The sequence below is a fragment of the Streptomyces sp. NPDC056738 genome (genome assembly GCF_042790435.1).
GTDB lineage: Bacteria > Actinomycetota > Actinomycetes > Streptomycetales > Streptomycetaceae > Streptomyces.
Genome location: NZ_JBHTZF010000004.1, coordinates 21,068 through 45,970 on the forward strand (window position 1 = coordinate 21,068; position 24,903 = coordinate 45,970).

General features: G+C 71.2%; 16 protein-coding genes, 5 tRNA genes and 1 riboswitch. Of the genes, 10 read left to right on the forward strand and 11 right to left on the reverse strand.

Features of this window, described 5'->3' with window-relative positions; translation table 11 throughout:
* Positions 1-16 precede the first annotated feature (16 nt).
* Positions 17-1,363 (forward strand): PrsW family intramembrane metalloprotease, encoded by a 1,347-nt coding sequence (locus tag ACFRIC_RS11140; protein WP_382782827.1) that lies wholly within the window; start codon positions 17-19, stop codon positions 1,361-1,363.
* A 66-nt stretch (positions 1,364-1,429) separates the two neighbouring features.
* Here ACFRIC_RS11140 and ACFRIC_RS11145 read toward each other — a convergent pair whose 3' ends face one another.
* From ACFRIC_RS11145 to ACFRIC_RS11165, 5 genes are all read right to left on the reverse strand, one after another.
* Entirely contained in the window at positions 1,430-2,374 is a 945-nt protein-coding gene (locus ACFRIC_RS11145) for an aldo/keto reductase (RefSeq protein WP_382782830.1), read from the reverse strand.
* 133 nt (positions 2,375-2,507) lie between these two features.
* Positions 2,508-3,545, reverse strand: a complete 1,038-nt coding sequence (locus ACFRIC_RS11150) for a M23 family metallopeptidase (protein ID WP_382782833.1) — start codon at positions 3,543-3,545, stop codon at positions 2,508-2,510.
* An 11-nt stretch (positions 3,546-3,556) separates the two neighbouring features.
* Positions 3,557-3,713, reverse strand: a riboswitch (cyclic di-AMP (ydaO/yuaA leader).
* Between the two features lie 215 nt (positions 3,714-3,928).
* Complete coding sequence (locus tag ACFRIC_RS11155; protein ID WP_382782835.1) at positions 3,929-5,125, reverse strand: PP2C family protein-serine/threonine phosphatase; 1,197 nt, start codon at positions 5,123-5,125, stop codon at positions 3,929-3,931.
* 183 nt (positions 5,126-5,308) lie between these two features.
* Positions 5,309-5,382 (reverse strand) — tRNA-Met (locus tag ACFRIC_RS11160).
* Positions 5,383-5,465: 83 nt separating this feature from the next.
* The gene (locus ACFRIC_RS11165; RefSeq protein ID WP_382782837.1) at positions 5,466-6,608 is read right to left on the reverse strand and encodes a dihydrofolate reductase family protein; all 1,143 of its coding nucleotides are present in this window, start codon (positions 6,606-6,608) and stop codon (positions 5,466-5,468) included.
* Between the two features lie 80 nt (positions 6,609-6,688).
* Between ACFRIC_RS11165 and ACFRIC_RS11170 the strand changes: the two genes are divergently transcribed.
* Both ACFRIC_RS11170 and ribA read left to right on the forward strand, forming a co-directional pair.
* On the forward strand, positions 6,689-7,216 hold the full coding sequence (locus ACFRIC_RS11170) for a MarR family winged helix-turn-helix transcriptional regulator (protein ID WP_382782841.1): 528 nt from the start codon (positions 6,689-6,691) through the stop codon (positions 7,214-7,216).
* A gap of 139 nt (positions 7,217-7,355) precedes the next feature.
* Positions 7,356-8,000: a GTP cyclohydrolase II gene (ribA, locus tag ACFRIC_RS11175; RefSeq protein WP_382782844.1), complete on the forward strand. Its 645-nt coding sequence runs from the start codon at positions 7,356-7,358 to the stop codon at positions 7,998-8,000.
* A gap of 93 nt (positions 8,001-8,093) precedes the next feature.
* On the opposite strand, the gene ACFRIC_RS11180 is transcribed toward ribA, so the two are convergent.
* The 6 genes from ACFRIC_RS11180 to ACFRIC_RS11205 all read right to left on the reverse strand — a co-directional run bounded on the left by ACFRIC_RS11180 (position 8,094) and on the right by ACFRIC_RS11205 (position 17,723).
* Positions 8,094-8,166 (reverse strand) — tRNA-Lys (locus tag ACFRIC_RS11180).
* A gap of 121 nt (positions 8,167-8,287) precedes the next feature.
* Positions 8,288-9,823, reverse strand: a complete 1,536-nt coding sequence (locus tag ACFRIC_RS11185) for an amino acid permease (protein ID WP_382782847.1) — start codon at positions 9,821-9,823, stop codon at positions 8,288-8,290.
* A 58-nt stretch (positions 9,824-9,881) separates the two neighbouring features.
* A complete protein-coding gene (locus ACFRIC_RS11190) occupies positions 9,882-13,007 on the reverse strand; it encodes an FG-GAP repeat domain-containing protein (RefSeq protein WP_382782850.1) in 3,126 nt (1,041 codons plus the stop codon).
* Between the two features lie 214 nt (positions 13,008-13,221).
* On the reverse strand, positions 13,222-15,330 hold the full coding sequence (locus ACFRIC_RS11195; RefSeq protein ID WP_382782853.1) for a DEAD/DEAH box helicase: 2,109 nt from the start codon (positions 15,328-15,330) through the stop codon (positions 13,222-13,224).
* Positions 15,331-15,754: 424 nt separating this feature from the next.
* Positions 15,755-16,276: a hypothetical protein gene (locus tag ACFRIC_RS11200; RefSeq protein WP_382782856.1), complete on the reverse strand. Its 522-nt coding sequence runs from the start codon at positions 16,274-16,276 to the stop codon at positions 15,755-15,757.
* Between the two features lie 196 nt (positions 16,277-16,472).
* Entirely contained in the window at positions 16,473-17,723 is a 1,251-nt protein-coding gene (locus ACFRIC_RS11205) for a serine hydrolase domain-containing protein (protein WP_382782858.1), read from the reverse strand.
* 163 nt (positions 17,724-17,886) lie between these two features.
* Here ACFRIC_RS11205 and ACFRIC_RS11210 point away from each other — a divergent pair, with 163 nt between their 5' ends.
* The 7 genes from ACFRIC_RS11210 to hrpA all read left to right on the forward strand — a co-directional run bounded on the left by ACFRIC_RS11210 (position 17,887) and on the right by hrpA (position 24,896).
* The gene (locus tag ACFRIC_RS11210; RefSeq protein ID WP_382782861.1) at positions 17,887-18,237 is read left to right on the forward strand and encodes a metallopeptidase family protein; all 351 of its coding nucleotides are present in this window, start codon (positions 17,887-17,889) and stop codon (positions 18,235-18,237) included.
* A 78-nt stretch (positions 18,238-18,315) separates the two neighbouring features.
* Positions 18,316-19,911, forward strand: coding sequence for a metallophosphoesterase (locus ACFRIC_RS11215; RefSeq protein ID WP_382782864.1), 1,596 nt, complete (start codon positions 18,316-18,318; stop codon positions 19,909-19,911).
* Positions 19,912-19,991: 80 nt separating this feature from the next.
* Positions 19,992-20,064: transfer RNA gene (locus ACFRIC_RS11220), tRNA-Glu, on the forward strand.
* Between the two features lie 50 nt (positions 20,065-20,114).
* Positions 20,115-20,189, forward strand: a tRNA-Asp gene (locus tag ACFRIC_RS11225).
* A gap of 24 nt (positions 20,190-20,213) precedes the next feature.
* Positions 20,214-20,290: transfer RNA gene (locus ACFRIC_RS11230), tRNA-Phe, on the forward strand.
* 155 nt (positions 20,291-20,445) lie between these two features.
* Positions 20,446-20,823, forward strand: a complete 378-nt coding sequence (locus ACFRIC_RS11235; RefSeq protein WP_382782867.1) for a hypothetical protein — start codon at positions 20,446-20,448, stop codon at positions 20,821-20,823.
* A 68-nt stretch (positions 20,824-20,891) separates the two neighbouring features.
* Complete coding sequence (gene hrpA / locus ACFRIC_RS11240; RefSeq protein ID WP_382782870.1) at positions 20,892-24,896, forward strand: ATP-dependent RNA helicase HrpA; 4,005 nt, start codon at positions 20,892-20,894, stop codon at positions 24,894-24,896.
* The last annotated feature ends 7 nt before the right edge of the window (positions 24,897-24,903 follow it).

Here is a 24,903-nt window from a genome sequence, read left to right on the forward strand (position 1 = left end):
CGTTAGGGTCAATGCCGTGGCCATCCATCCGCCGTACCCGAACCGGCCCGGTGCCCCCACCGGACCCGCGCCAAGACATCCGCACTGGTGGCAGCGCAGTTGGGTGCGGTACGGAGCACTGATCACCCTGCTCGCGATGTCGGGTCTGGTGATCCTCGCCCTCGTCCGCGAGCAGACCGGGACCGAGGGCTTCCTGGTCGGGCTCGGACTGGCCGTGTTCCCCGTGCCGCTGCTCATAGCCGCCTTCCGGTGGCTGGACCGGGTCGAACCGGGCCCGTGGCGCAACCTGTTCTTCTCCTTCGCCTGGGGCGCCTGCGCGGCCGCGCTCATAGCGATCGTCGCCAACAGCTTCGCGACCCGCTGGATCGCCGTGACGACCGCGGATCCCTCGGGCGCCGACACGCTCGGCGCGACCGTCATAGCGCCCGTCGTCGAGGAGTCGGCGAAGGCGGCGGCCGTCCTGCTCGTCTTCCTGTTCCGCAGACGGGACTTCACCGGGATCGTCGACGGTGTCGTCATCGCCGGGGTCACCGCCACCGGTTTCGCGTTCACCGAGAACATCCTCTATCTCGGCACCGCGTTCGGCACCGACCAGCTCAGCGGGGAGAGCGGGCTCGCCTCCGTCACCGCGGCGACGTTCTTCGTCCGGGTGGTGATGTCGCCCTTCGCGCATCCCCTGTTCACCGTGCTGACCGGCATCGGCTTCGGCGTCGCGGCCCTGTCCGCCGAACGCCAGCACGCGCGCCGGATCCTGCTCCCCCTGACCGGTCTGCTGCTCGCGATGGGCATGCACGCGGTCTGGAACGGCTCATCGGGCTTCGGCCGCTTCGGGTTCTTCGGGGTGTACGCGGCGTTCATGGTGCCCGCGTTCGGGCTGCTGACCTGGCTCGTCGTCTGGACGCGGCAGCGCGAGCTGCGGACCGTCCGCGCCGAACTGCCCGTGTACACGGCCGCGGGCTGGCTGGGCGCGGCCGAGCCGTGGGCGCTCGGCTCGATGCGGGCGCGGCAGCTCGCGCGCGAGTACGCCGGACACCACTTCGGGAAGGGCGCGGCCCGCTCGGTGGCGGAGTACGAGGCGTACGCGACCTCGCTGGCGTTCCTGCGCCACCGGGGGCGCCGGGGCCGTGCGGGCGCCGACTTCGTCGTACGGGAGCGCGAGTTGCTGGAGGAGCTGTGGCGCCGCCGGGAGATCGCCCGTCCGGCTCTCGCCTACGCGGCCCGCGCCATGGCTCCGCTGCCCGTGCCACCGCCCTGGCCGCCCCAGGGGTACGGGTACGTTCCCCAGCCCGCGCGGCCGTACGGGTGGCCGGCCCAGGCGTCCGCGCCGGCCCCGTACCCGGCGTACAACCCGTACGGCTCGTAGCGCGGGACGGTCACGGCGCGGGGCCCCGGTGGACGTCACCGGGGCCCCGCGCCGACGGTCCGGCTGTCAGGCCGAGGCCTGCGACAGGCGCGTCAGTTCGTCGTCCGTGAGCGCCAGGTCCGCGACGCCGAGCAGGGCGGGAAGCTGCTCCACCGTGCGGGCGGAGGCGATCGGCGCGGCGACCGTCGGCTGTGCGGCCAGCCAGGCGAGGGCGACGGTCGGGACGGCGACGTAGTGGGCGGCCGCGATCTCGTCGAGGGCGGCGAGGACCCGCGGCCCGCGTTCCGTGCCGAGATGCTTGGCCGCGCCGGCCGCCCGGGGCGAGTCGACGGTGTTGCCGGGGCGGTACTTGCCGGTGAGGAAGCCGGCCGCGAGCGCGAAGTACGGGACGGCCGCCAGCCCGGCCTGGGAGGCGACCTCCTGGAGGGCGCCCTCGTAGGTGTCGCGCGAGACCAGGTTGTAGTGGGGCTGGAGCGCGACGTACCGGGCGAGGCCCTCGCGGTCGGAGAACTCCAGGGACTCCCGAAGCCGCTCCGGGGAGATGTTGGAGGCGGCGATGTGCCGCACCTTCCCGGCCTTCACCAGCTCGTCGAGGGCGCCGATGATCTCCTCGACGGGCACTTCCGGCTTGTCGAAGTGCGTGTAGTAGAGGTCGATGTGGTCGGTGCCCAGGCGGCGCAGCGACGCGTCGGCCGCGGCCTTGATGTTGGCACCGGACAGTCCCGGGTACGCGGGGTGCTGGCTGACCTTGGTGGCGACCACGATGTCGGCGCGGTTGCCGCGGCTCTTCAGCCACTTGCCGATGACGGTCTCGGACTCGCCGCCCTCGTTGCCCTCGACCCAGGCGGAGTAGGAGTCGGCCGTGTCGAGGAAGTTGCCTCCGGCGGCGGCGTAGGCGTCGAGCACGGCGAAGGACCGGGTCTCGTCGGCCGTCCAGCCGAAGACGTTGCCCCCGAGGGAGAGCGGGAAGACCTCGAGGTCGGACGAACCGAGCTTGCGAAGGGAAGTCATGTAAGGCGACAACGCCCGTACCGGATGCGTGTATTCCACACTCACCGTTCCGGTGCGTGCCGCCGTCCGCGTCCGGACGGCCGACAGCCCTGACGCCGGGGGGGTTGACGTCAGGGCTGCCGGAGATCGGGGATCAGGGGTTGAGGCCCTTGCTCTGGAGCCAGGCCATCGGGTCGATGCCGGTGGCGGCGCCGCCGGGGTGCACTTCGAGGTGCAGGTGCGGCCCGGTGACGTTGCCCGTCGCGCCCACGCGTCCGATGACGTCACCGGTGGCGACCTTCTGGCCGACGGTGACGCTGATCGACGACTGGTGGCAGAACCAGAGTTCCGTGCCGTCGTCGAGGGTGAGGATCGTGCGGTAGCCGTACGCGCCGGCCCAGCCGGCCTCGGTGATGGTGCCGCTGTGGATCGCCTTGATCAGCGTGCCGGTGGGCGCCGCGAAGTCGAGTCCGGTGTGGTAGCCGGAGGACCACATGGAGCCGGCCTCACCGAAGCGCGAGGTCAGCGTGTACGAGGAGGTCGGCAGCGAGTAGCTCTTGGCGAGCTCGGCGAGGCGCTCGGCCTCGGCCTTCTGCTTGGCCGCCTCCTCCGCCTTCTTCTTCGCGGCGGCTTCCTTGGCCTCGGCCTCGTCCTGCTGCTTGGCGGCGGCCTGTACGGCCTTCTGCGCGGCGGCGGTCTGGGCGGCCTTCTGCGTGGCGGTGTCGGCCTGGTTCTGCTGCGACTGGGCCTGCGCCATGATGCGGTCGCGCAGCGCCTCACCGGCGTCGGAGCTTCCCTGCGCCGTGTCGGCGCTGGTCAGGCCGGCGCTGGTGAGCGGAGTCGTGGAACCCTTGGGGGTGGCGCTGGATCCGCCGTCCGAGATCAGGGCCTTGGCCGACGCGGTGACCGACGACAGGTCGGGCAGTGAGATCGAGACGGGCGCCTTGCCCGGAGCGGCGCTGGCGATGCCGCCACCGCCGACGGCGGCTATGACTCCGACGCCGAGAACCGTGGAGCTGCGGGCGAGTCCTCCGCCGCGCTGCTTGCCCGTGCGGTGCCGGCCGCGGACGGGAGCGAGGGAATCCTCGGTGGGGTTCCACTCCTCCCAGGGACCGTCGTCCTTGCCGTAGCCGAAGGTGTGGGCTTCGTTCGGCGCGAACGAGGTTGGCTGAGCGGGCCGGTTGGACGCCACGTGGGCGCACTCCTTTCCTTCCTTGCCGCCTACCGGGTTAGCTGACGGGTTCGGAGCAGGAAGGTCTCCTACGCGCGTACGGCCACCGTGCATCGACGGCGGAATACGCTCGATTCACCCCACGAGTTGGTTCCCCGGTTCCCTTGCGGGATTCGGCGCGTGCGCACGGAGCCGCCTCTTGTGACGGTTGTGACGACCGCGCTGCGTTATCGAACGTTAATAGACCCGGCCACCGAATTCCAAGCCGTTCCGACTGATCATTAACGCCTCTTGGCCAGGACTTTGGGGTCATGAACGATGAAAAACGGGCGAGTTGACCGCGTGCCGCTTGCACGGATTTCCCTGACGGTATGTCAGTCGTTATGCGGAGGGAGACAGTCCCGTCACTTTTCGTGACGCCGGACGGCGAGCAGCGCCAAGTCGTCCGTCAGCGGGCCGCCCGTGTGCTCGCGGGCCGCGTCGAAGAGGGCGGTCAGCAGCGCGTCGGGACCGGGAAAGACCCGTCCGGCCAGCCAGGCGGCCGGATCGAAGAACCTCCCCCGCGCGTCGCGGGCCTCGGACAGTCCGTCGGTGTGCAGGAGCAGCGTCGCCCCGCGCGGAAACCCCTCCCGCAGCGTCGGGGCGGGCAGGCTCCCCAGTTCACTCATCCCCAGGGGCAGCGCGAAGGACTCGGCGGAGAGGGTGCGGAGCGTGCCGTCGGCATGCAGCAGCAGGGGCGGCGGATGGCCGCGGTTGACGACGCGTACGACGTCCTCGCCCGGCGGGATCTCGGCGAGGACGGCGGTCGTGAACCCCTCGACCGCGTCGACGCTGTCGCGCCGGGTGCCCGCCCGCGTCAGCGCCCGCTCCAGGCGCTCCGCGACGCCCTCCAGGGCCGTCTCCCGCTCGGCCGCCTCACCGAACGCACCGACCACCGTCGCGACGGTGGCCACCGCGGTCATCCCCTTGCCGCGCACGTCCCCGACGATCAGCCGCACGCCGTACGGGGAGTCCTGTACGGCGTACAGGTCCCCGCCGATGAACGCGTCCTCCTGCGCCGCCTCGTACCGGGCCGCCACCTCGAGACCGGCGATCAGCGCCTCGGGTTCGGGCAGCACGGCGCGCTGCGCGAACTCGGCGATCTCCCGGACGGAGGCGAGCCGCTCGTCGCCGCGCCGGACGACGCTGTTGATGAGCACGGCGAGGACGGCGGCCATCGCGACGGTGACCACCTCGGTGACCGCGTCGACCTGGAGGACGATGTCGAGCACACAGTGCGTCACGAGCACCGCGCCCACGGCGAGGACGCCGGCGAGAACGGTCCCGCGCAGCGAGAAGAGGGGCGCGGCGACCAGGGGCGCGGCCGCGAACAGGGGGGTCGCGGTGAATTCCGACGGGGTGAAGTAGTCGTAGACGATCCCGGCGGCGACGAGCAGGACGGGCAGGGCCCGGACGAAGGAGCGTGTCCACACGATCCGGCGCGGGTCCACTCCCGCCGGACCGGGCGACGGGACGCCGCCGGGCTCGTGGGCGCCGCGGGAGGGCCGGCCGGCCCGGTCATGGAACTGTCCGGTCCGCCGCTCACCTCCTGGCTGCCCCACCCGTCCAGAAGAACCGGTGCGGGGGCGGCGGGCGACCCCTGTGGCCCGACCGGGGGAGCAAGGCTCCGCCGGCCGGAACGGAACCGGACGGGGAATTCGGCGGGACGAAGAACGAGAAAGAGAGAAGGACGAAACACCAAGGGCCGGAACTCGTGAATCCGAGTTCCGGCCCTTGGCCTTCAGTAGCGGGGACAGGATTTGAACCTGCGACCTCTGGGTTATGAGCCCAGCGAGCTACCGAGCTGCTCCACCCCGCGTCGTTAAGACCAGTGTACGCCATCCGCGGGACCCGAAGCACACCCGTTTAAACCAGCCCCTCGCGCGGCGCGGGAGGTGCTCCCTACCCCCCCGCCAGATGCCGGTTGGGGGCCTCGGCGCGGTCCGCGTACTCGGGCAGGACGACGACCTCGGCGCCCGCTGCGGCGAGGAGCCCGTTCCCGTCGGCGTCCGTGACGAAGGTGTCGGGCTCGCGCCAGGCGGTGACGACCCGCCGCACACCGGCGTCGAGGATGAGCCGGGCACAGGGGGCGGGCCGGGAGGCCCGGTGGGCGCACGGTTCCAGGCTGCTGTAGACGGTGGCGCCGGCCAGCCGGGGATCGACCGGGTCGATCTTGGCGAGGGCGGCCTCCTCGGCGTGCACGACGGGGTCCCCGCCCTCGCGGGAGTGGCCGCGGGCCAGCTCGGTGCCGTCGGCGGCGACCACCACGGCGCCCACGCTGAACGCCGTCTTGGAGGGCGGGCACAGTTCCGCCAGCTCGCAGGCGAGCTCCAGCCATCGGCGGTCGGCGGCGGAGGCGAGCGAGCCGGTGCCGGGCGCGGTGGGGACGTACCGGATGAGGACGACGTCGCCGACGGGCCGGGTCTCCACCAGCCGCATCCGGCCCGGCGGGTACGCCCCGGTCCCGAACAGCCGCGGCGCGTCCGGCTGCCCGACGAAGAGGGGGGCGACGGCGAGCTGCAGTTCGTCGGCGAGCTGCTCGCCCACGAGCTGGGTGTGGACCTTGCCGCCCCCTTCGATCATGAGGCGGCGCACCCCCCGTACGTCGTGAAGGTGTTCCAGCAGCACCCGCCAGTCCAGTGCGGGGCCGGTCGGGACGACGTCGACGCCGACGAGCCCGTCGAGCGCGGCGGCCGCGCGCGTCGCGCCCTCGTCCGTGGTGTAGACGACCTTCTCGCCGCCCGTGTGCCAGAACTGCGCCCGCGGGTCGAGCTCTCCGGAACCGCTGACGGTGACCTTCAGCGGGTACTCGGGACGGCCGCCGGCGACCCGGGCGGCCCGCCGTTCGGCGGAGTTGACCAGGAGCCGCGGGTTGTCCGTGCGCAGCGTGCCGGCGCCCACCAGGATCGCGTCGCTGGACGCCCGCACCTCGTCGACCCGGTCGAAGTCGGCCGGTCCCGAGAGCAGCAGCCGGTCGGGGCCGGTGTCGTCCAGGAAGCCGTCGAGGGAGACGGCGGCGGACAGCAGGACGTAGGGACGGGGCATCGGGACGCTTCCTCCGGTCGCACGCGCACAGGAATCCGGGCGCAGTGGTTCAAGTTTTAAACAATACCTAGACTGGTCTCATGACGACCCGCTGGCTCTCCGCCGCAGAACAGCGCGCCTGGCGCTCGTACATCTCCGCGACCTCCCTCCTGGCGGACGCCATCGACCGCCGGTTGCAGGCGGAGGCGGGGATGCCCCACCTTTACTACTCCATCCTGTCCCGGCTGTCCGAGGCTCCGGACCGGCGGCTGCGGATGACCGACCTCGCCGAGGCCCTGAAGATCACCCGCAGCCGGCTGACGTACGCGGTGGCGCGGCTGGAGAAGGACGGCACGGTACGCCGCGAGGGCTGCCCCACCGACAAGCGCGGGCACATGGCCGTCCTCACGGACGAGGGCATGACCCTCCTGGAGCGGGTGGCGCCCGCGCACGTCGAGACGGTACGGACGGCGGTCTTCGACCATCTGACCCCGGAGCAGGTGGGTCAACTGGAGGAGATCTGCGGGACCATCACCCGGGCCATCCAGAGCGGGGATCCCGGGGCCCCCGGGGAAGATCTGCCGTGGCGGCGGCGTTCCTGCTCCTCACAGGGCACGCAGGACGCGTAGGAAACGCAGGACGCGCGGGACACCCGACGGGGACACGAACCCCGTTGCTTGAAGTTTTAAGCAGATGTAGGGTCTGTCCCGAGGTTGTGCTTCAAATCTGAAGCAGAACCCGTACGGACCCGCCGGACGGAGAGACACCATGCGCGACCACCCCACCGCCACCGTGCGCACCCGCGTCCGCGTACCCCTGCGCTTCGGCGACGGCTACTCCGTCGACGCCGAACTCGTCACCTTCCACGGCCTCGACGACGGCAAGGAACACCTGGCCGTCGTCCTCGGCGAGCCCGGCGCGAACCCGCTGGTGCGGCTGCACTCCGAGTGCCTGACCGGCGACGTGTTCGGCTCGGCCCGCTGCGACTGCGGACCCCAGTTGCGCGAGGCGGTGGAGCAGATCGCGGACCGCGGCGGCGTCCTGCTGTACCTGCGCCAGGAGGGCCGCGGCATCGGCCTCTACAACAAGCTCGACGCGTACGCCCTCCAGGACCAGGGCCTCGACACCTACGCCGCCAACGCGGCCCTCGGCCTGCCCGAGGACGACCGCGACTACACGGCGGCCGCCCAGATGCTCCGGGCCCTCGGCATCGGCTCCCTCGACCTGCTGTCCAACAACCCGGACAAGGCCGAACAGCTCCGCGATCTGGGCATCACGGTCTCCCACCGCGTCCCCACGGGCGTCTTCACCACCGCCCACAACGTCCGCTACCTGCGCGCCAAGGTCCTCCAGACCCAGCACACCCTGCCGCTGCCGGAACTCACGGAGCGCGCGGGGCTCTCCGCCGGCTGACACCCCGGGACTCAGCTCCGGGAGCCGTCCGGCACCCCGCGAGACGAAGCGAGCCCCCGGCTCAGATCACCTCTGAACCGGGGGCTCTTTCCGTAGACCCTGTGGGACTCGAACCCACAACCAATGGATTAAAAGTCCACTGCTCTGCCAATTGAGCTAAGGGTCCCCGCACCGGAAAGCACCGGCACGACGCACCGGCCCGCGCCGATGCATCCCCGAGCATAGCGGGACGTGGCCGGGACTCCGATCGGGTATCGGTGACCCGGCCACGCCGGAGGCCCGCAAGGTCAGGGATCGACCGGTTCGGGTGCACCCTTGCGGGCGGCCTCACGGGCGATCGTGCGCTGGTGCTCGGGGTTGAGGAACCAGTGACGGGCCGAGGCCAGCCACCAGGCCGCGGCGAAGCCCAGGACGACGAGCACGGCGACCGGGGCGTAGTTGAAGGTCTCCCAGGTGACCGGGGAGACCTGGGGCAGCATGAACAGGATCGTGATGACGGCCACCCAGCCGACCGCGACCACTCCCACCGGCCGGGACCAGCGGCCCAGATGCCAGGGCCCGCGCTCGAAGGCGTCCCCCTTGCGCACCCGCAGCAGCGTCGGGATGACGTACGCGACGTAGAGGCCGATCACCGCGATCGACGTCACGGCCGCGTAGGCCGCGTAGTTGATCAGGTACGGCAGGCCGAGCAGGAGGGCGCCTCCCGCGGCCAGCCACACCGCCGCCACGGGGGTCCGCGTGCGCGGGTGCACCGTGTGCCACACCGAGGAGAACGGCAGCGCGCCGTCCCGCGAAAAGGCGTAGATCATACGGCTGTTGGCCGTCACGGACGCCATGCCGCAGAAGAGCTGTGCGCCGATCACGACGAGCAGCAGGAGCTTGCCGGCCGTCGCGCCCAGCGCGTCCAGCAGGATCTGCGCCGGCGGCGCGCCGGTCGCCGAGCCCAGCTCCTTGTCGTAGGACTGGATGGCGAAGGTGAAGCCGAGGAGCAGGACGAAGCCGGCGATCCACGAGGTCCAGATGGAGCGCACGATGCCCTTCGGCCCGGCCGTGGAGGCGTCGTGGGTCTCCTCCGTCATATGGGCGGAGGCGTCGTACCCGGTGAACGTGTACTGGGCCATGAGCAGTCCGATCAGGACGACGTAGACCCCGCTGCCCCAGCCGGTGTTGTTGACGAACTTCGTGAACACGAAGTCCGCCGACTGGTGGTGGTCCGGCGCGAAGGTCAGCGCGCCCACGATGACGGCGACGCCGACGACGTGCCACCACACGCTGATGCTGTTGAGCAGGGCGACGATCCCCACGCCGAAGGTGTTGAGGAGACCGTGCAGGATCAGGATCGCGGTGAACAGCAGGATCGTGCGGCCCGGCGTCACCTCGAAGTCGAACTGGAGGTTCAGGTAGGCGCCGAGGAACAGCGCCGCTCCGAAGTCGATGCCGGCGGTCACCGCGACCTGGCCGAGGACGTTGAACCAGCCCGTGAACCACGCCCAGGCGGCCCTGCTGCGTTCCGGGGCGAGCCGGTGGGCCCAGAAGTACAGCCCGGCGGACGTCGGATAGGCCGAACAGATCTCGGCCATGGCGAGCCCGACGAACAGGGTCATCAGCCCGACCGCGACCCAGCCCCAGGTGATGACGGCGGGACCGCCGGTGTTCATGCCGAACTGATACAGCGTCAGGCAGCCCGACAGGACCGAGATGATCGTGAAGGAGACCGCGTAGTTGGAGAACGCCGACATGCGGCGAGCGAGAACCTGCGTGTAGCCGAGCTGGGCCAGCCGCTCTTCGTCCGACAGCCCAGTCGCTCTGGCGTCATCTGTCATGCACCCAGCGATTCCCTCGCCGGGTGCACGACATGCGCTGCGCCGATGGGAAATGTGGCTAGAAAAGGCCCTTGTAGCCCTGCCAGCCGCCGACGATCTTCACGCGCGGGCCGAACGAGCCGGTTCCCGTACCGGCGTTGCGGTAGACGTTCCCCGAGCTGTCGCGCTCGACCAGGTCGTTCTTCCCGTCTCCGGTGATGTCGCCGACCCCCACGATCGCGTTGTAGGAGCCGCCCCAGCCGGAGAAGACCTTCACCCGGTCCTTCAGCAGACCGGTCCCGGTGCCGGCGTAGCGGTACAGCGTGCCCGCCTTGTCCCGTGCGAGGACGTCGCCGATCCCGTCGCCGTTCAGGTCCCCCGCGCCGACGATCTTCGTGTATCCCGTCCACGCCGTACGGATCTTCTTGCCCGCGGCCAGAGTTCCGTCGCTCTTCGCGGCGAACAGATGGATGTCGGCGGTCGAGGCCTTCCGCGCGAGCAGGTCCGGACGCCCGTCACCGGTCAGGTCGCCGGGCGAGGTCAGGACGTCGTACGCGTTCCAGCCGGTGCCGAGCGCCTTGTACGCGGTCGACGGGGTCGGCGCCGTGCCGCACGCGGGCCGGTATCCGCGCAGGGACCCGTCGCTCATCCGCACCAGGACGTCGTTGCAGCGGTCGCCGTTCAGATCGCCGAACGGCACCGCGACCGTCTTGGTGGACCAGCCGGTTCCGGTGACCTTCCCGGCGAACGCGCCCTTCCCGTCGCCCTGCTGGAAGGTCAGTCCGCCCGAGGAGTTGAGGGTGAGCAGGTCGCCGGTGCCGTCCGGGTCCCCCTCGGACCCGACGTGGTCGTGGCGCACCGGGCTGCCGCCCTTCAGCCGGACCGTGCCGCGCACCTGGAGCGGGGCGCCGACGCCGTCCGCGGGGGTGACGGTGACGGTCCAGTCGTAGGAGCCGTCCGGAGCGAAGGCGTCGCCGGGGAGCGCCGGGTCGTCGCCGAACCAGCCGACGTTCACTTCACCGCGCGCGGGACCGTCGTCGCGGTTGTCCTGGTAGGTCTTGCCGGTGGCGCGGTTGCGCGCGGTCACCGTCCAGTTCGCGGCCGGCTTCGACAGCAGCAGGGTGGTCAGGGTGTCCGGGACGGTGTCGATCGTGTGCGGGCGGACGGACGGCACGTTCTCGGCGGGCGCCAGCAGCCGCAGCGGCTGCTGGGCCACCCCGGACGGTACGAGGTGCACGCGCTCCTGGTCGTCCACGTAGGCGGCGTTCGCGCCGGACTCGTCGACCGTCCAGCGCACGTCCCGCTGCGAGACCCCGGTGTCGGGCAGGTCGCCGATCACCCGGCTCTCGGCGCTGCCGCCCGCGACCGTCGTGAGCGTCAGCTTCCCGGCCGCCTTGTCGTGGGTGACGACGTATCCGTCGCCGAGCTTCGCCTCGCCGGCGGGCACGGCGACGGACTTCTTCGCCGTGCGGTCGAAGACACCGGCCCTGCCGTCACAGGTCCAGTAGATCCAGCGGCCCAGGGCCTGCAGTTCGGTGGGGGCGCAGCCCGCGTCGGTGGTGAGGGTCTCGACGGTCTTCTTCGCGGTGAGGTCGTACGCGGTGAGGGTGCCGGGCGTCGATCCGGCCGTCCAGAGGACGTCACCGGAGAGAGCGGCGGCACCGGGGGCACGGGTGAGGTCCGGGGCGCCTCCGCCGATTTTCATGACGGTCTGCGTGGTCGCGCTCGTGTGGATCAGGTACCGGCCGGAGACATCGGTGATGCGGCCCCCGGCGGGAACCTCACGCTCCCAGAGGCCGTACGTCGTCGGCCCGTTGACCCGCAGGCGGTCGGAGGTCGCCGTGTCCTTCGCCAGCCAGACGGCCCGGTTGTCCGCCGTGGCGTGGAGCTGGGAACAGCCGACGTCCGTCGCCGCGCAGCCGTAGAGCTTCAGCACGGTCCCGTCGTACGAGCTGCGCTCACCGAACGTGGGCGTTCCGGTCGCGGCGACGGTGCGCACGTAGTCGTCCCGGTACCCGCCCGAGCTCTCGTCGGCCACCAGGAGCCGGCCCTGGTCCAGGGACAGCCCCTGGACCTTGTAGGGCGGCCTGGGCAGGGCCTTGGCCATCCGGACCGTGGGCCTGCCGTCGTCGCCCGCGCTGATCCGCTGGACCCCCCAGTCGTCGGCACCGGTGCGGCCGATGACGACCGCGCTGCCGTCCGGGGCGGCGGAGACACCCGAGTTGGAGGCGGTGAACAGGGTCACCGGCTCTCCGCCCGCCATCGGAACGGCCGTCACCTTCGCGCCGCTGCCCGGACGGTGGACGAGCCAGTCGCCGACCACCGCGAGGTCGTCCGCGGCACGGGAGCCGGTGCTGTCGAGCGTGACCTCGACGGGTGCCGCCGACAGGTCGGAGCGGGAGTACACGTACGCCTTCGTGCTCTCGACGCCGCCGAACACGACGAGGTGTTCAGGGGAGAGCTTGGTGTACGTGGACCCGGTCGAGGTGGGCAGGGTCGCCGTCCGGGCCCGGATCCGGCCGGTCTCCGGGTCGACGTCGACCAGCGTGGCGGCGCCGTCCACTCTGGCGAAGAACACGAGCCCCGCCGCGTCACCGCGCACGGGCCCCCCGAGGACCATGCCCGGGGGCACTTCACCGACGGGCACATCGCGTGTGGTCCCGTCGGGCCCGGCGGTGAGCAGGTGCTTGAGCCGGCTGGTCGTGCCGTCCTCGGCCGTGACGTCCTCATAGCTGACGGCCAAGGCGCCGAAGACGTTGTACAGCGTCTGCCCGGCGGGCACGTGGAGCGTGGTGGTCGTGCCGTCGACGGCGTTCCACAGGTCCACGTGGCCGTCGTCGTAGCGGTAGGCGAGGACGTCGCTGCCCGTCCCGAGGCTGACCAGGGCGCCGTCGGTCGACGGGGCGTCGAAGGACCTGCCGTCCGCGTAACGCGTCCACACCACTCCCGGGTGACCCTCGAGTCGGTGGAAGACGCCCAGGACGCCCGCGGCGTCGCCGCCCGCGGCGGTGTCGGGATTGACCAGCGTCGCCGCCGTGTACGACGAGCGGTACGCGGGCGGAACCACCGTCTCCTGAGCGGATCCCACCGCGGACGCGGACGTCGGCAGCAAGGGGATCGCGGCGCCCGCGAGCAGCGCGGAAGCGGCCGCGGCGACAGCGGCACGTCTCGCTCGCGGACGACGGACGAAGGCATGACGAAGCAAAGGGTTCCCTCCCGGAACAGTGGAAGAGCGCCTGCCGTCCCAGGCGTCGGCCTGGCCCCCAGCCGCACATCCTCCACAGAAGTCGGCTGATCCTACAGAACGATCACCGAGGAGGGGGACCGCGTTTCCGTAGGGGTCGCCCCCCCCGGAAACGACGATGTGGCCCCCACCCGGTCCGGGTGGGGGCCACATCAGGTCACTTCGTCGTCAGGCGTCAGCCGTTGCGCTTCCAGCGCGGCTTCTCGTCGCGGCGGAACGAACCGGCACCCGTGGCGCGGTGGTCGTCGCGACGGCCGGTCGGGCGGTCGTGGCCCGAGCGGAAGCCGCCGCCCGCGGGACGGTCGCCCTGGCGGTCACGGTTGAAGGGGCGGTCGCTGCCCCGGTGGCCGCCCCGCTCGTCACGACGCTCGAAAGAACGGCCGCCACGGTCGTCACGGTTGAAGCCACCACCACGGTTGTCGTCACGACGCTCGAAAGAACGGCCGCCACGGTCATCGCGGTTGAAGCCACCACCACGGTTGTCATCGCGACGGAAGCCACCACCACGGTTGTCGTCACGACGCTCGAAAGAACGGCCGCCACGGTCATCGCGGTTGAAACCGCCACCACGGTTGTCATCGCGACGGAAGCCACCACCACGGTTGTCGTCACGACGCTCGAAAGAACGGCCGCCACGGTCATCGCGGTTGAAACCGCCACCACGGTTGTCGTCACGACGGAAGCCACCACGGTCGTTGTCACGACGCTCGTAGTTGCCCCGCTCGTCACGGCGCTGACGCGGCTCCTCGTACGCGGGACGCTCGGCCGGGGCCTCCGCGGCCGGCGCCTCGGCGACGACGGCCTGCTCGGCGGCCTCGGCGGCGGCCGCGACGGCCACCTCCGGGTCCTCGCCACGCTCACGGGCGGCACGGGCGACCAGACGGTCGGCCTCACCGCGGAGCTCGGCGGCACGACGCTGCGCGCGCTCCAGCTCCTTGGTGAGCTGCGTGACCTCACGCTCGGCCTGCTGGGCGGCGTCGCCCGCGGACTGGGCCTGGACCTCGGTCATCGACCGGGCGCCGGTGATCTCGGCGACCTCGGGCTCGAAGGCCGTACCGGAGTTGATGATGTGACGCGCGGCGTCGACGCCCGCGTCCTCCATCAGCCGGAAGATCTGGCGGCGCTGGTGCGGGAGCGACAGCGACACGACGGTGCCGGAGCGACCCGCGCGAGCGGTACGGCCGGAGCGGTGCAGGTAGTCCTTGTGGTCGCCGGCCGGGTCCACGTTCAGGACCAGGTCGATGCCGTCGACGTGGATACCGCGGGCGGCGACGTCGGTGGCGACGAGCGCGTTGACGTAACCGTCCTTGAAGTCCGCCAGCGTCCGCGTACGGGCGCCCTGCGTCATGCCGCCGTGCAGCGCGTCGGCCTTCACACCGGCGTCGCGGAGCTGCTCCGCGATGCGGTCGGCGCCGAGCTGGGTGCGGACGAAGATGATCGTGCGGCCCTTGCGGGAGGCGATCGCGGCGGTGACCGGCGCCTTGTCCTTGGGCTTCACGATGAGGATGTGGTGCGACATCGTCGTGACGTTGCCCTGGGCGCTGTCGACCTCGTGCGTCACCGGGTTGGTCAGGTAGCGCTTGACCAGCGTGGAGATCTCGTTCTCCATCGTGGCGGAGAACAGCATGCGCTGGCCGCCGGCCGGGATCTGGTCGAGCAGCTCGGTGACCTCGGGCAGGAAGCCCAGGTCCGACATCTGGTCGGCCTCGTCGAGGACGGCGATCTGGGTGTTCTCCAGCGAGCAGGCGCCGCGGTTGATGATGTCGCGCAGACGGCCCGGGGTGGCGACGAGGACGTCGACGCCGCGCTCCAGGGCGTAGATCTGGTTGCCCATCGACGTACCGCCGCAGACGACCTTCATCTTCAGGCCGAGGACGTCGCCGTAGGGCTGCAGCGCGTCGGCGACCTGCATGGCCAGCTCACGGGTCGGCGTCAGGATGACGGCGCGCGGCTTCTTCTTCTCGGTGTGGCCGCCGGCGAGCTGCGCCAGGGTCGGCAGACCGAAGGAGAGGGTCTTGCCGGAGCCGGTGCGGCCGCGGCCGAGGATGTCCTTGCCGGCCAGGGCGTCCGGGATGGTCGCGGCCTGGATCGGGAAGGGGGAGGTCACGCCGTTCTGCGCGAGCTTGCGGACGACGCCCTCGGGGAGGCCGAGGTCGGCGAAGGTCAGCTCGGGGGCGGACTCGGTGGTCTCGACGGCCTCGATCGCCTCGATCGTGGCCTCGACCACGTCGTTGTTCTCGCTGTTCTCGGGCACGACGACGTGATCAGTACTGGAAACAGACATGCGAAATGCGAACCTTCCGGAGTTTCTTCGGCACGCGCCCAAACTCCGTGAAGTCGCAAACGACCGCCTCTATGCGGTCCGGCCACGGCAAGGGAGAGTACGCGCCACGCGGCGCTCTCTGCGGCGGCGCCGGGCAAATGGGATCAAACGATCTACTACCATACGCACCCTTCCCCCATGAAGGCAAACTGAGCCCCATACGACCAGGTGAGGGTGCATTCCAAGCCACCTGCTCGCGTCCTCCACGCTACCCCGCCCGCGCCGACGGCGCTGTTGAACAGGCCACATCCACGCCTTCGGTACCCGTGAACCCCGCCACATCCCCGCCGCACCGGGCCCGCGTCGGGCCCCGGTGCGGGCCCGAGGGGCGGGACCCGCGCCCGCCCCGCTCCCCGCGCCGACCGCGCCGGCGGGCACGCGCCGGCTACACCGGTGAGCCGGCCTCGGGCGCCGGTTCCCGTTGGATCAACTGGGTCACCGGCTGTTCGTGCGCCGACGACGAGGGCTCCGGGGTCCCGGGGTCGGGCGGCGACGGCGGGGAGGCCGGCGGGGGCTCGGGCGAGGGTTCCGCCGACGTACGGGTGGGAGTCGGCTCGCCCCCGGGCGGCGCGGAGGCCTTGGAGGGGGTCCCGTCCTTCTGCGTCGCCTTCGCGGACGGCTTCGCGCCCGGGGACGCCGACGCGTCGCCGGACGCGGACTCCCCCGGCTTCGCGGAGGCCTTTCCGTGCCTGCCGCCCTTTCCGCCCTTCCCGCCCTTCCCGCTGTACGACCCGACCCCGCCGCCGCCCACGGCGGACCCGTCGCCGGGCACCCCGTCGGCGCGTCTGTCCGCCGAGTGGGAGGGCCCCGGCCGCCCCGCGTCGTCGCCGACGCTCATGCAGCCGGCGGTGGCGGCCACGGCCAGGACCGCGGCGGCCAGACGGACGGGTACGTACAAGGCGCGCACGGGCGGCCACCTCCGAACGGGGTGTCCCCCGCTCGGAAGGAGCCGGGAGCGTGGGGAGAGACGGGAGTTCTCCCCGTCCAACTCCCGCCGCCCACGCAAGGACACGCGCCCCCGGGGCCCAACCGGGCCCGGAGGGCGCCTCCGTGAGGCCCGCGCCCCGCGCGGAGGGCGCGGCCGGGCGGGCGGACCCGGCGGGTCAGCCGATGGCCAGCGGGGCCTGCGGGGCCAGCGCCGCCGCGATGCGCTCGGCGACCACCTCGGCCTGGTTGCCGTCGGGAGTGTCCTTGGTCTTGGTCGCGTTGACCGCGATGGCGAGACGCTCGGACGGGAGATACGCCTGGATCGCCGCGTATCCCGAGAACGACGGGTTCTGCAGGATCCATCCGTTGATCACGATGACGCCGAGTCCGAAGTGCTTGGCCTCGGTCTGCTCCAGGCAGACGGTGGCGGGGCACTTGGCGGTCGGGTGGCCGAGACCGACCGTGCCCGGATCGAGCAGGGTGCGGTAGGAGCTGCGCGAGATGAGCGCGCCGCTGCCGATGCCGGCCGCCGAACGGGCCAGGTCACAGACGTGCGTGGTGATCACGGCACCGGGCGCCGTGGTCCACGAGGGGTTCCAGAAGGTGGACTCCTCGTACAGGCCGCGTTCGGACGTGAAGGCGTGCACGACCGGCCGCGGGATGTCGGGGGTGAAGTTGTTCCGGGTGTTGTCGAGACCCAGCGGACCGGTGACCCGCTCCCGCAGGAGCTTGTCGATGCGCGTGCCGGTGATCTTCTCCAGCGCCTGGATCAGCAGCAGGTAATTGGCGTGCGAATAGCTCCAGTTGGTGCCCGGCTTGTACCAGAACGAATGGCTGTAGGGGTACGCGAGCAACTGCTGCGGGGTCCAGTGCCGGAAGGGGTGCGCCTCCAGCTCGGCCAGGAAGGCCGGGTCGGTGACGTAGTCGTGCAGCCCGGTGGTGTTGCTGGCCAGCATCCGCAGGGTGATCTGGTTCGCCTTGGGCAAGCCGGGCAGCCAGCGCTCCACGGTGTCGTCCAGGCCGACCTTGCCCTCCTGGACGAGCTGCAGCAGGGCCGTGCCGACGTAGGAGAAGGCCACGGAACCGGCGCGGAAGTGCATGTCCGGCTCGGCCGGGACACCGGTCATGGACTCGCCGAGCGCGTCGGTCAGGACCTCGCGCCCGTGGCTGGTGACCTTCAGCTCCACCGACTTCAGATGCAGGTCGGCCTTGGCCTTCCGGGCGATGGCGAGGACCTCGCGGGCCTCGCCGCCCAGTGGTCTCCCGGTCCTCACACAGTCGTTCTCGCCGTAGCGGGCGGGAGCCCGGACGAACGCCGGCGCGGCGGCGGTCGTCTGGATGGTGACGGCGAGCAGGGCGGCGCACAGGAGGGCCGCGCGGGCCCGGACGCGGGCGCCCGGACGGGCGAGGGAAAGGGTGCGTGTCATGCCCGCACTATCACCGGACGGATCATCCCAATTCGTCAGAACACTCCGAAAATGGTATGAGACACCCCATGTGGGCCAGGTATCGCGCCCCCTCCCCGGATCCGGCCCTCTCCGGGTCTCCGTCGTACGCCGCCACCGGGGCGCCATCCCCGACAATGGCCAGGTGCTGGAGATGACGCGCGAAACCTTCGAAGAGCTCGTGAGCCAGGCGCTGGACCGGATCCCGCCCGAGCTGACCCGGGTCATGGACAACGTCGCCGTGTTCGTCGAGGACGAGCCTCCCGCCGACGATCCCGAACTGCTGGGCCTCTACGAGGGCACCCCGCTCACCGACCGCGGCGAGTGGTACGCCGGAGTGCTCCCCGACCGCATCTCGATCTACATGGGCCCCACCCTGCGCCGGTGCGAGACCACGGACGAGGTGGTGCACGAGGTCGCCGTGACCGTGATCCACGAGATCGCCCACCACTTCGGCATCGACGACGACCGCCTGCACGAACTCGGCTGGGGCTGACCGGGCCGCCCGCACGCGCCTCCGGCGAGGGTGACGGAACCCCGCATACCCGCACCGCCCTTTGGGCAGACGGGACAAATGGCCCGCGCCCCCGTCCCCGTCGCCGCAACCGCCACCGCCACCGCCCGCCGCACGGCCGACCGCGCCGGACGGGCGCTCCGCGCGCTCGTCCGCCGCCGCCCCGGCCACCGCGGGGGCCCGGTGCTCGAACTCGCCCCCCGGCAGAACCCGTACACCCGCGCCCTCGGACTGCTGTGCGTGGTGCTGCTCGGCGCCTGGCTGGGACTGCTGGTCGTGGGCGACGTCCGTGTCCCGGTCGGCCCCATGAACACGACCATGACCCTGCGCCCGTCCCTCACCGGCGGCACGAAGATCAACATCTCTCCGCTCGGCGCGCTGGAGCTGCGCAGCCACGAGGCCCCGCTGCGCCTGGACGTGGACGTGGACCGGCTCGACCCGGAACGCTCCCAGGCCCTCGTCGAACACCCCGAACGCCTCGCCGGACTCCAGGACGAGGTCGTACGGGACGTCGAGCACGGCACCCTCGACCTGGCCGTCCGCTCCTGCACGGCCGTCGGCGCCGGCGCGGCCGCCCTCGGCCTCGCGGTCTACCGCCGCCCGCGCCGCGCCCTGGCCGCCGGCGGTCTCGCCCTCGGCCTCCTGGCCGCCTCAGGAGCGACCGCCGCCGCCACCTGGAACCCCGAGTCGGTCCTGGAGCCGAAGTACTCCGGCCTGCTCGCCTCCGCACCGTCCCTGGTCGGCGACGCCCGCAGCATCGTCAGCGAGTTCGACGTCTACCAGAAGGAGTTGGCGCGCCTGGTGACGAACGTGACGAAGCTGTACGACGTCACGTCCACCCTCCCCGTCTACGAACCCGACCCGACCACGATCCGGGTGCTCCACGTCTCCGACATCCATCTGAACCCGGCGAGCTGGAAGATCATCGCCTCGCTCGTGAAGCAGTACGCGGTCGACGTGATCGTCGATTCCGGCGACACGATGGACCACGGCTCGGCGGCCGAGAACGGCTTCCTCGACCCGATACCCGACCTCGGCGCCCCGTACGTCTGGGTCCGCGGCAACCACGACTCGCGCGAGACCCAGCGCTACCTCGAACACCTGAAGAACGTGCGCGTCCTCGACGACGGCCGCGCGGTCACGGTCGCGGGCCTGCGCTTCGCCGGCATCGGCGACCCCCAGTTCACCCCCGACCGCTCCACCGCTCCGGGCGGCGACGCGGCCGAGGACCTCGCGGGGGCCCGGCTGGCCTCCGCCCTGCGCGACCAGCGCGCCGCGGGCACCCCGGTCGACATCGCCGTCGCCCACGAACCGCAGGCGGCCCGCGGGACGGACGGGCAGGTGCCCCTGGTGCTCGCCGGGCATCTGCACCACGAGGAGATGGAGGTCATGAAGTACGGGACGCGGCTGCGCGTCGAGGGCTCGACGGGCGGGAGCGGGCTGCGGGCCGTCGAGCGCCAGTACCCGGCCCCGATCGAGGCCTCGGTCCTCTACCTGGACCGGGACACCCGCCGGCTCCAGGCCTGGGACGAGATCAGGCTGGGCGGTCTCGGCCTCACGACGGCCGAGGTCAGCCGCCATCTGGCACAGGAGAACCGGCCCGGCGCGACCCCCTCGCCGACGCCCTCGGGAACCCCCTCCACGACCTCCCCGTAAACCGTTTTGGCGATACCTCCCGCCATCCCATATGCTTCTCACGTCCCCGACGCGCTGAGAAGCGCGCAGGCGGGCCGATAGCCCTCATCGTCTAGCGGCCTAGGACGCCGCCCTTTCAAGGCGGTAGCACGGGTTCGAATCCCGTTGGGGGCACGCAACACCGTGTGCGACACTTGCTTAGCCTGTTTCGCACACAACAGCTTGGTCCTGTGGAGCAGTTTGGAGTGCTCGCCACCCTGTCAAGGTGGAGGCCGCGGGTTCAAATCCCGTCAGGACCGCTGAGGTTTCTCCGGAAGCCTCGTGGCTGGGTAGCTCAGTTGGTACGAGCGATCGCCTGAAAAGCGATAGGTCGCCGGTTCGACCCCGGCCCCAGCCACCAGAACGAAACCCCCTCCGGTTCGCCCGGAGGGGGTTTCGTCGTTCGCGGAACCTCGCGGTGGACCCGGGCCGGCCAGGATCGCGATTCCCCTGGCACCACGCCCGGCCCGGCGCTAACTTCTGGGTGATCGATCGGGTTCCTTCGGGGGGATGGACATGAGCCGGGACGAGGGCGCGGCGGCGCGGGACACCGAGCTGGAGAAGGACCGGGCGCGGTACGGGCTGATCGCGGTCGTCATGAGCAATCTCGCCATCGTCGCCGTCGCGGCCCTCGGGGTCTGGCGGCTCGACGGCGACAAGTCCGTGATCGTCGGCGTGCTCACCGCCGCCTTCACCGCCGTGAGCAGCATGACCACCGCCTACCTGGGCATCAAGGCCATCTCCAACACCGCCCGGTCCATCGCCCTGGGATCGGCGCCGCGGCGCGAGTCCGGGCACGCCCCCGCGAAAACCCCCGCTCCCGACGCCGGGACCCCCGCGCCCGCCGGCCCCGCCGCCGAGGCCCCCGCGCCGCCCCCGCAGCGCGCCCCCTGACCCCGCTCGCGGCGGCGCGGCAAAAGGGTTCGCCAGGGATTTCCCCGGGATGAGATCCTGGATCGCGTATGTCTACGCACCCTGCCCCCGCCCTCGGCGATCTCGCCGCCCGCCTGGCCGAGCTGTCCCTGCGCGACGCGCACCGGCTCGGGCGCAGGCTCGAAGGCGCGCGCAAGATCCGCAAGCCCGAGGCCCGCTCCGCCGTGTTCGCCGAGATCGAGGCGGAGGTGGCCGGGGGCGAGGCCCGGATGGCCGAGCGCCGCGCCCGTGTCCCGGCGATCACCTATCCCGAGCAGCTTCCGGTCAGCCAGAAGAAGGACGTGATCGCGGAGGCCATCCGCGATCACCAGGTCGTGATCGTCGCCGGTGAGACCGGCTCCGGCAAGACCACCCAGATCCCGAAGATCTGCATGGAGCTGGGCCGTGGCGTGCGCGGCATGATCGGGCACACCCAGCCCCGCCGTATCGCCGCCCGTACGGTGGCCGAGCGCGTCGCCGACGAGCTGGCCACCCCGCTGGGCGAGGCGGTCGGCTGGAAGGTCCGCTTCACCGACCAGGTGAACCCGGACGCCACCTTCGTCAAGCTGATGACGGACGGCATCCTGCTCGCCGAGATCCAGACGGACCGCGAGCTGCGCGCGTACGACACGATCATCATCGACGAGGCGCACGAGCGGTCCCTCAACATCGACTTCCTGCTCGGCTATCTCGCCCAGCTCCTGCCCAAGCGGCCCGACCTCAAGGTCGTGATCACCTCCGCGACCATCGACCCGGAGCGGTTCTCCCGGCACTTCGGCGACGCCCCGATCGTCGAGGTCAGCGGCCGGACGTACCCCGTCGAGGTGCGCTACCGCCCGCTCCTCGAAGAGGACTCCGAGGACGCGGACCGCGACCAGATCACCGCGATCTGCGACGCCGTCGAGGAGCTCCAGGCCGAGGGCAAGGGCGACATCCTCGTCTTCCTGTCGGGCGAGCGCGAGATCCGCGACACGGCCGACGCCATCACCAAGAAGAACTACCGCTTCACCGAGGTCCTGCCCCTGTACGCCCGGCTCTCGCACGCCGAGCAGCACCGCGTGTTCCAGCCGCACACCGGGCGCAGGATCGTTCTGGCGACCAACGTCGCCGAGACCTCCCTGACCGTCCCCGGCATCAAGTACGTGATCGACCCGGGCACCGCGCGCATCTCGCGCTACAGCCACCGCACGAAGGTGCAGCGGCTGCCCATCGAGCCGGTCTCGCAGGCCAGCGCCAACCAGCGCAAGGGCCGCTGCGGCCGTACGTCCGACGGCATCTGCATCCGGCTGTACTCCGAGGACGACTTCCTCGCCCGGCCGGAGTTCACCGACGCCGAGATTCTCCGTACGAACCTCGCCTCCGTCATCCTCCAGATGACCGCGGCCGGCCTCGGCGACATCGAGAAGTTCCCCTTCATCGACCCGCCGGACCACCGCAACATCCGCGACGGCGTCCAGCTCCTCCAGGAGCTGAACGCGCTGGACCCGGCGGAGAAGGACGCACGCAAGCGGCTCACCCAGACCGGCCGCAAGCTCGCCCAGCTCCCCGTCGACCCCCGGCTCGCCCGGATGGTCCTGGAGGCCGACAAGAACGGCTGCGCGCGCGAGGTCATGGTGATCGCTGCGGCGCTCTCCATCCAGGACCCGCGCGAGCGGCCGTCCGAGAAGCAGGCGCAGGCCGACCAGCAGCACGCCCGCTTCAAGGACGAGACCTCCGACTTCCTGGCCTTCCTCAACCTGTGGCGCTACATCCGTGAGCAGCAGAAGGAGCGGGGCTCGTCCGCGTTCCGCCGGATGTGCAAGCAGGAGTACCTGAACTTCCTGCGCATCCGCGAATGGCAGGACATCTACAGCCAGCTCCGCACCGTCGCCAAGCAGATGGGCATCCATCTGAACGAGGAGGACGCGCCCGAGCAGAGCGTCCACGTGTCCCTGCTCGCCGGTCTGCTCTCGCACATCGGCATGAAGGACGTGAAGGACGCCGGCGCGGAGAGCGGCCGGAGCACGGGGAAGCCGGAGAGCGGCCGGAGCACCGGGAAGAACGAGTACCTGGGCGCGCGCAACGCCAAGTTCGCGATCTTCCCGGGCTCGGCGCTGTTCAAGAAGCCCCCGCGGTTCGTGATGTCCGCCGAACTCGTCGAGACCTCGCGGCTCTGGGCCCGCGTGAACGCCCGCATCGAGCCGGAGTGGGTGGAACCGCTGGCCGGCCATCTCCTCAAGCGGACGTACAGCGAGCCGCACTGGGAGAAGGACCAGGCCGCGGTGATGGCGTACGAGAAGGTCACGCTGTACGGCGTACCGCTCGTCGCGCAGCGGAAGGTGAACTACGGCCGGATCGACCCCGAGGTCAGCCGCGAACTGTTCATCCGCAACGCCCTCGTCGAGGGCGACTGGCGCACGCACCACAAGTTCTTCGCCGACAACCGCAAGCTGCTCACCGAGGTCGAGGAGCTGGAGCACCGGGCCCGTCGCCGCGACATCCTGGTCGACGACGAGACCCTGTACGACTTCTACGACCAGCGGGTGCCCGAACACGTCGTGTCCGGGGCGCACTTCGACTCCTGGTGGAAGCGCAAGCGGAACGAGGAGCCCGAACTCCTCGACTTCGAGCGCTCGATGCTCATCAACGACCGGGCCGGCGCGGTCTCGAAGGACGACTATCCCGACTCCTGGCTCCAGGGGCGGCTGAAGTTCCGGGTGACCTACCAGTTCGAGCCGGGCGCGGACGCGGACGGCGTGACCGTCCACATCCCGCTCCAGGTGCTGAACCAGGTCACGGACGAAGGGTTCGACTGGCAGATCCCGGGGCTGCGCGAGGAAGTGGTGACGGAGCTGATCCGTTCGCTCCCCAAGCCGATCCGGCGGAACTACGTCCCCGCCCCGAACTTCGCCCAGAAGTTCCTGGAGCGGGCCGTACCGCTCCAGGAGCCGCTGACGCTGACCATGGCGCGCGAGCTCAAGCGCATGGTCGGTGTGCCGCTGAGCGCCGACGACTTCGACTGGTCACGGCTCCCCGACCATCTGAAGGTCACCTTCCGGATCGTCGACGAGCGGCGCCGCAAGCTGGCCGAGGACAAGGACCTGGAGGCCCTCAAGCTCCGGCTGAAGCCGAAGGCGCGCCAGGCGATCTCGCAGGCCGCCGCAGCGACGGCGGAACGCGAGGGCGGGGAGTCTCTGGAACGCTCGGGGCTGACGGACTGGACGATCGGCTCGCTCCGGCGGGTCTTCGAGACGCGCCGGGCCGGCCAGCCGGTGAAGGCGTACCCGGCGCTGGTCGACGACGGCCCCGCGGCGAACACCGTCTCCGTGCGGCTCTTCGACACGGAGGCCGAGCAGGCCGAGGCCATGTGGAAGGGCACCCGCCGCCTGATCCTGCGCAACATCCCGGTGAACCCGGGCAAGTTCGCCTCGGACAAGCTCACCAACGCCCAGAAGCTCGCGCTGTCGGCGAACCCGCACGGCTCGGTGCAGGCGCTCTTCGACGACTGCGCTATGGCGGCGGCGGACAAGCTGATGGCGGACTTCGGCGGCCCGGCGTGGGACGAGGAGTCCTACCGCAAGCTGTACGACAAGGTGCGCGCGGAGATCGTCGACACGACCGTGCGCACGGTCGGACAGGTGCAGCAGGTGCTCGCCGCCTGGCAGGCCTGTGAGCGCCGTCTGAAGGGCGTCAGGAGCCCGACCCTGCTCGCGAACCTCGCGGACGTGCGCAAGCAGCTCGACGCCCTCGTGAAGCCCGGCTTCGTCACGGCGACGGGACTGCGGCGGCTGCCGGACCTGATGCGCTATCTGGTCGCCGCGGACCGCCGCCTCCAGCAGATGCCGACCGGTGCCCAGCGGGACACCAGCCGCATGGAGAAGGTCCACGAGATGCAGGACGAGTACGCCTGGCTCCTGGAACAGCTCCCGCAGGGCCGCCCGGTGCCCGCGTCGGTCCTGGACATCCGCTGGATGATCGAGGAGCTCCGGGTCAGCTATTTCGCCCACGCGCTCGGCACGGCGTACCCGGTCTCCGACAAGCGGATCGTGAAGGCGATCGACGCCGCCGTCCCGTGACGGCGCC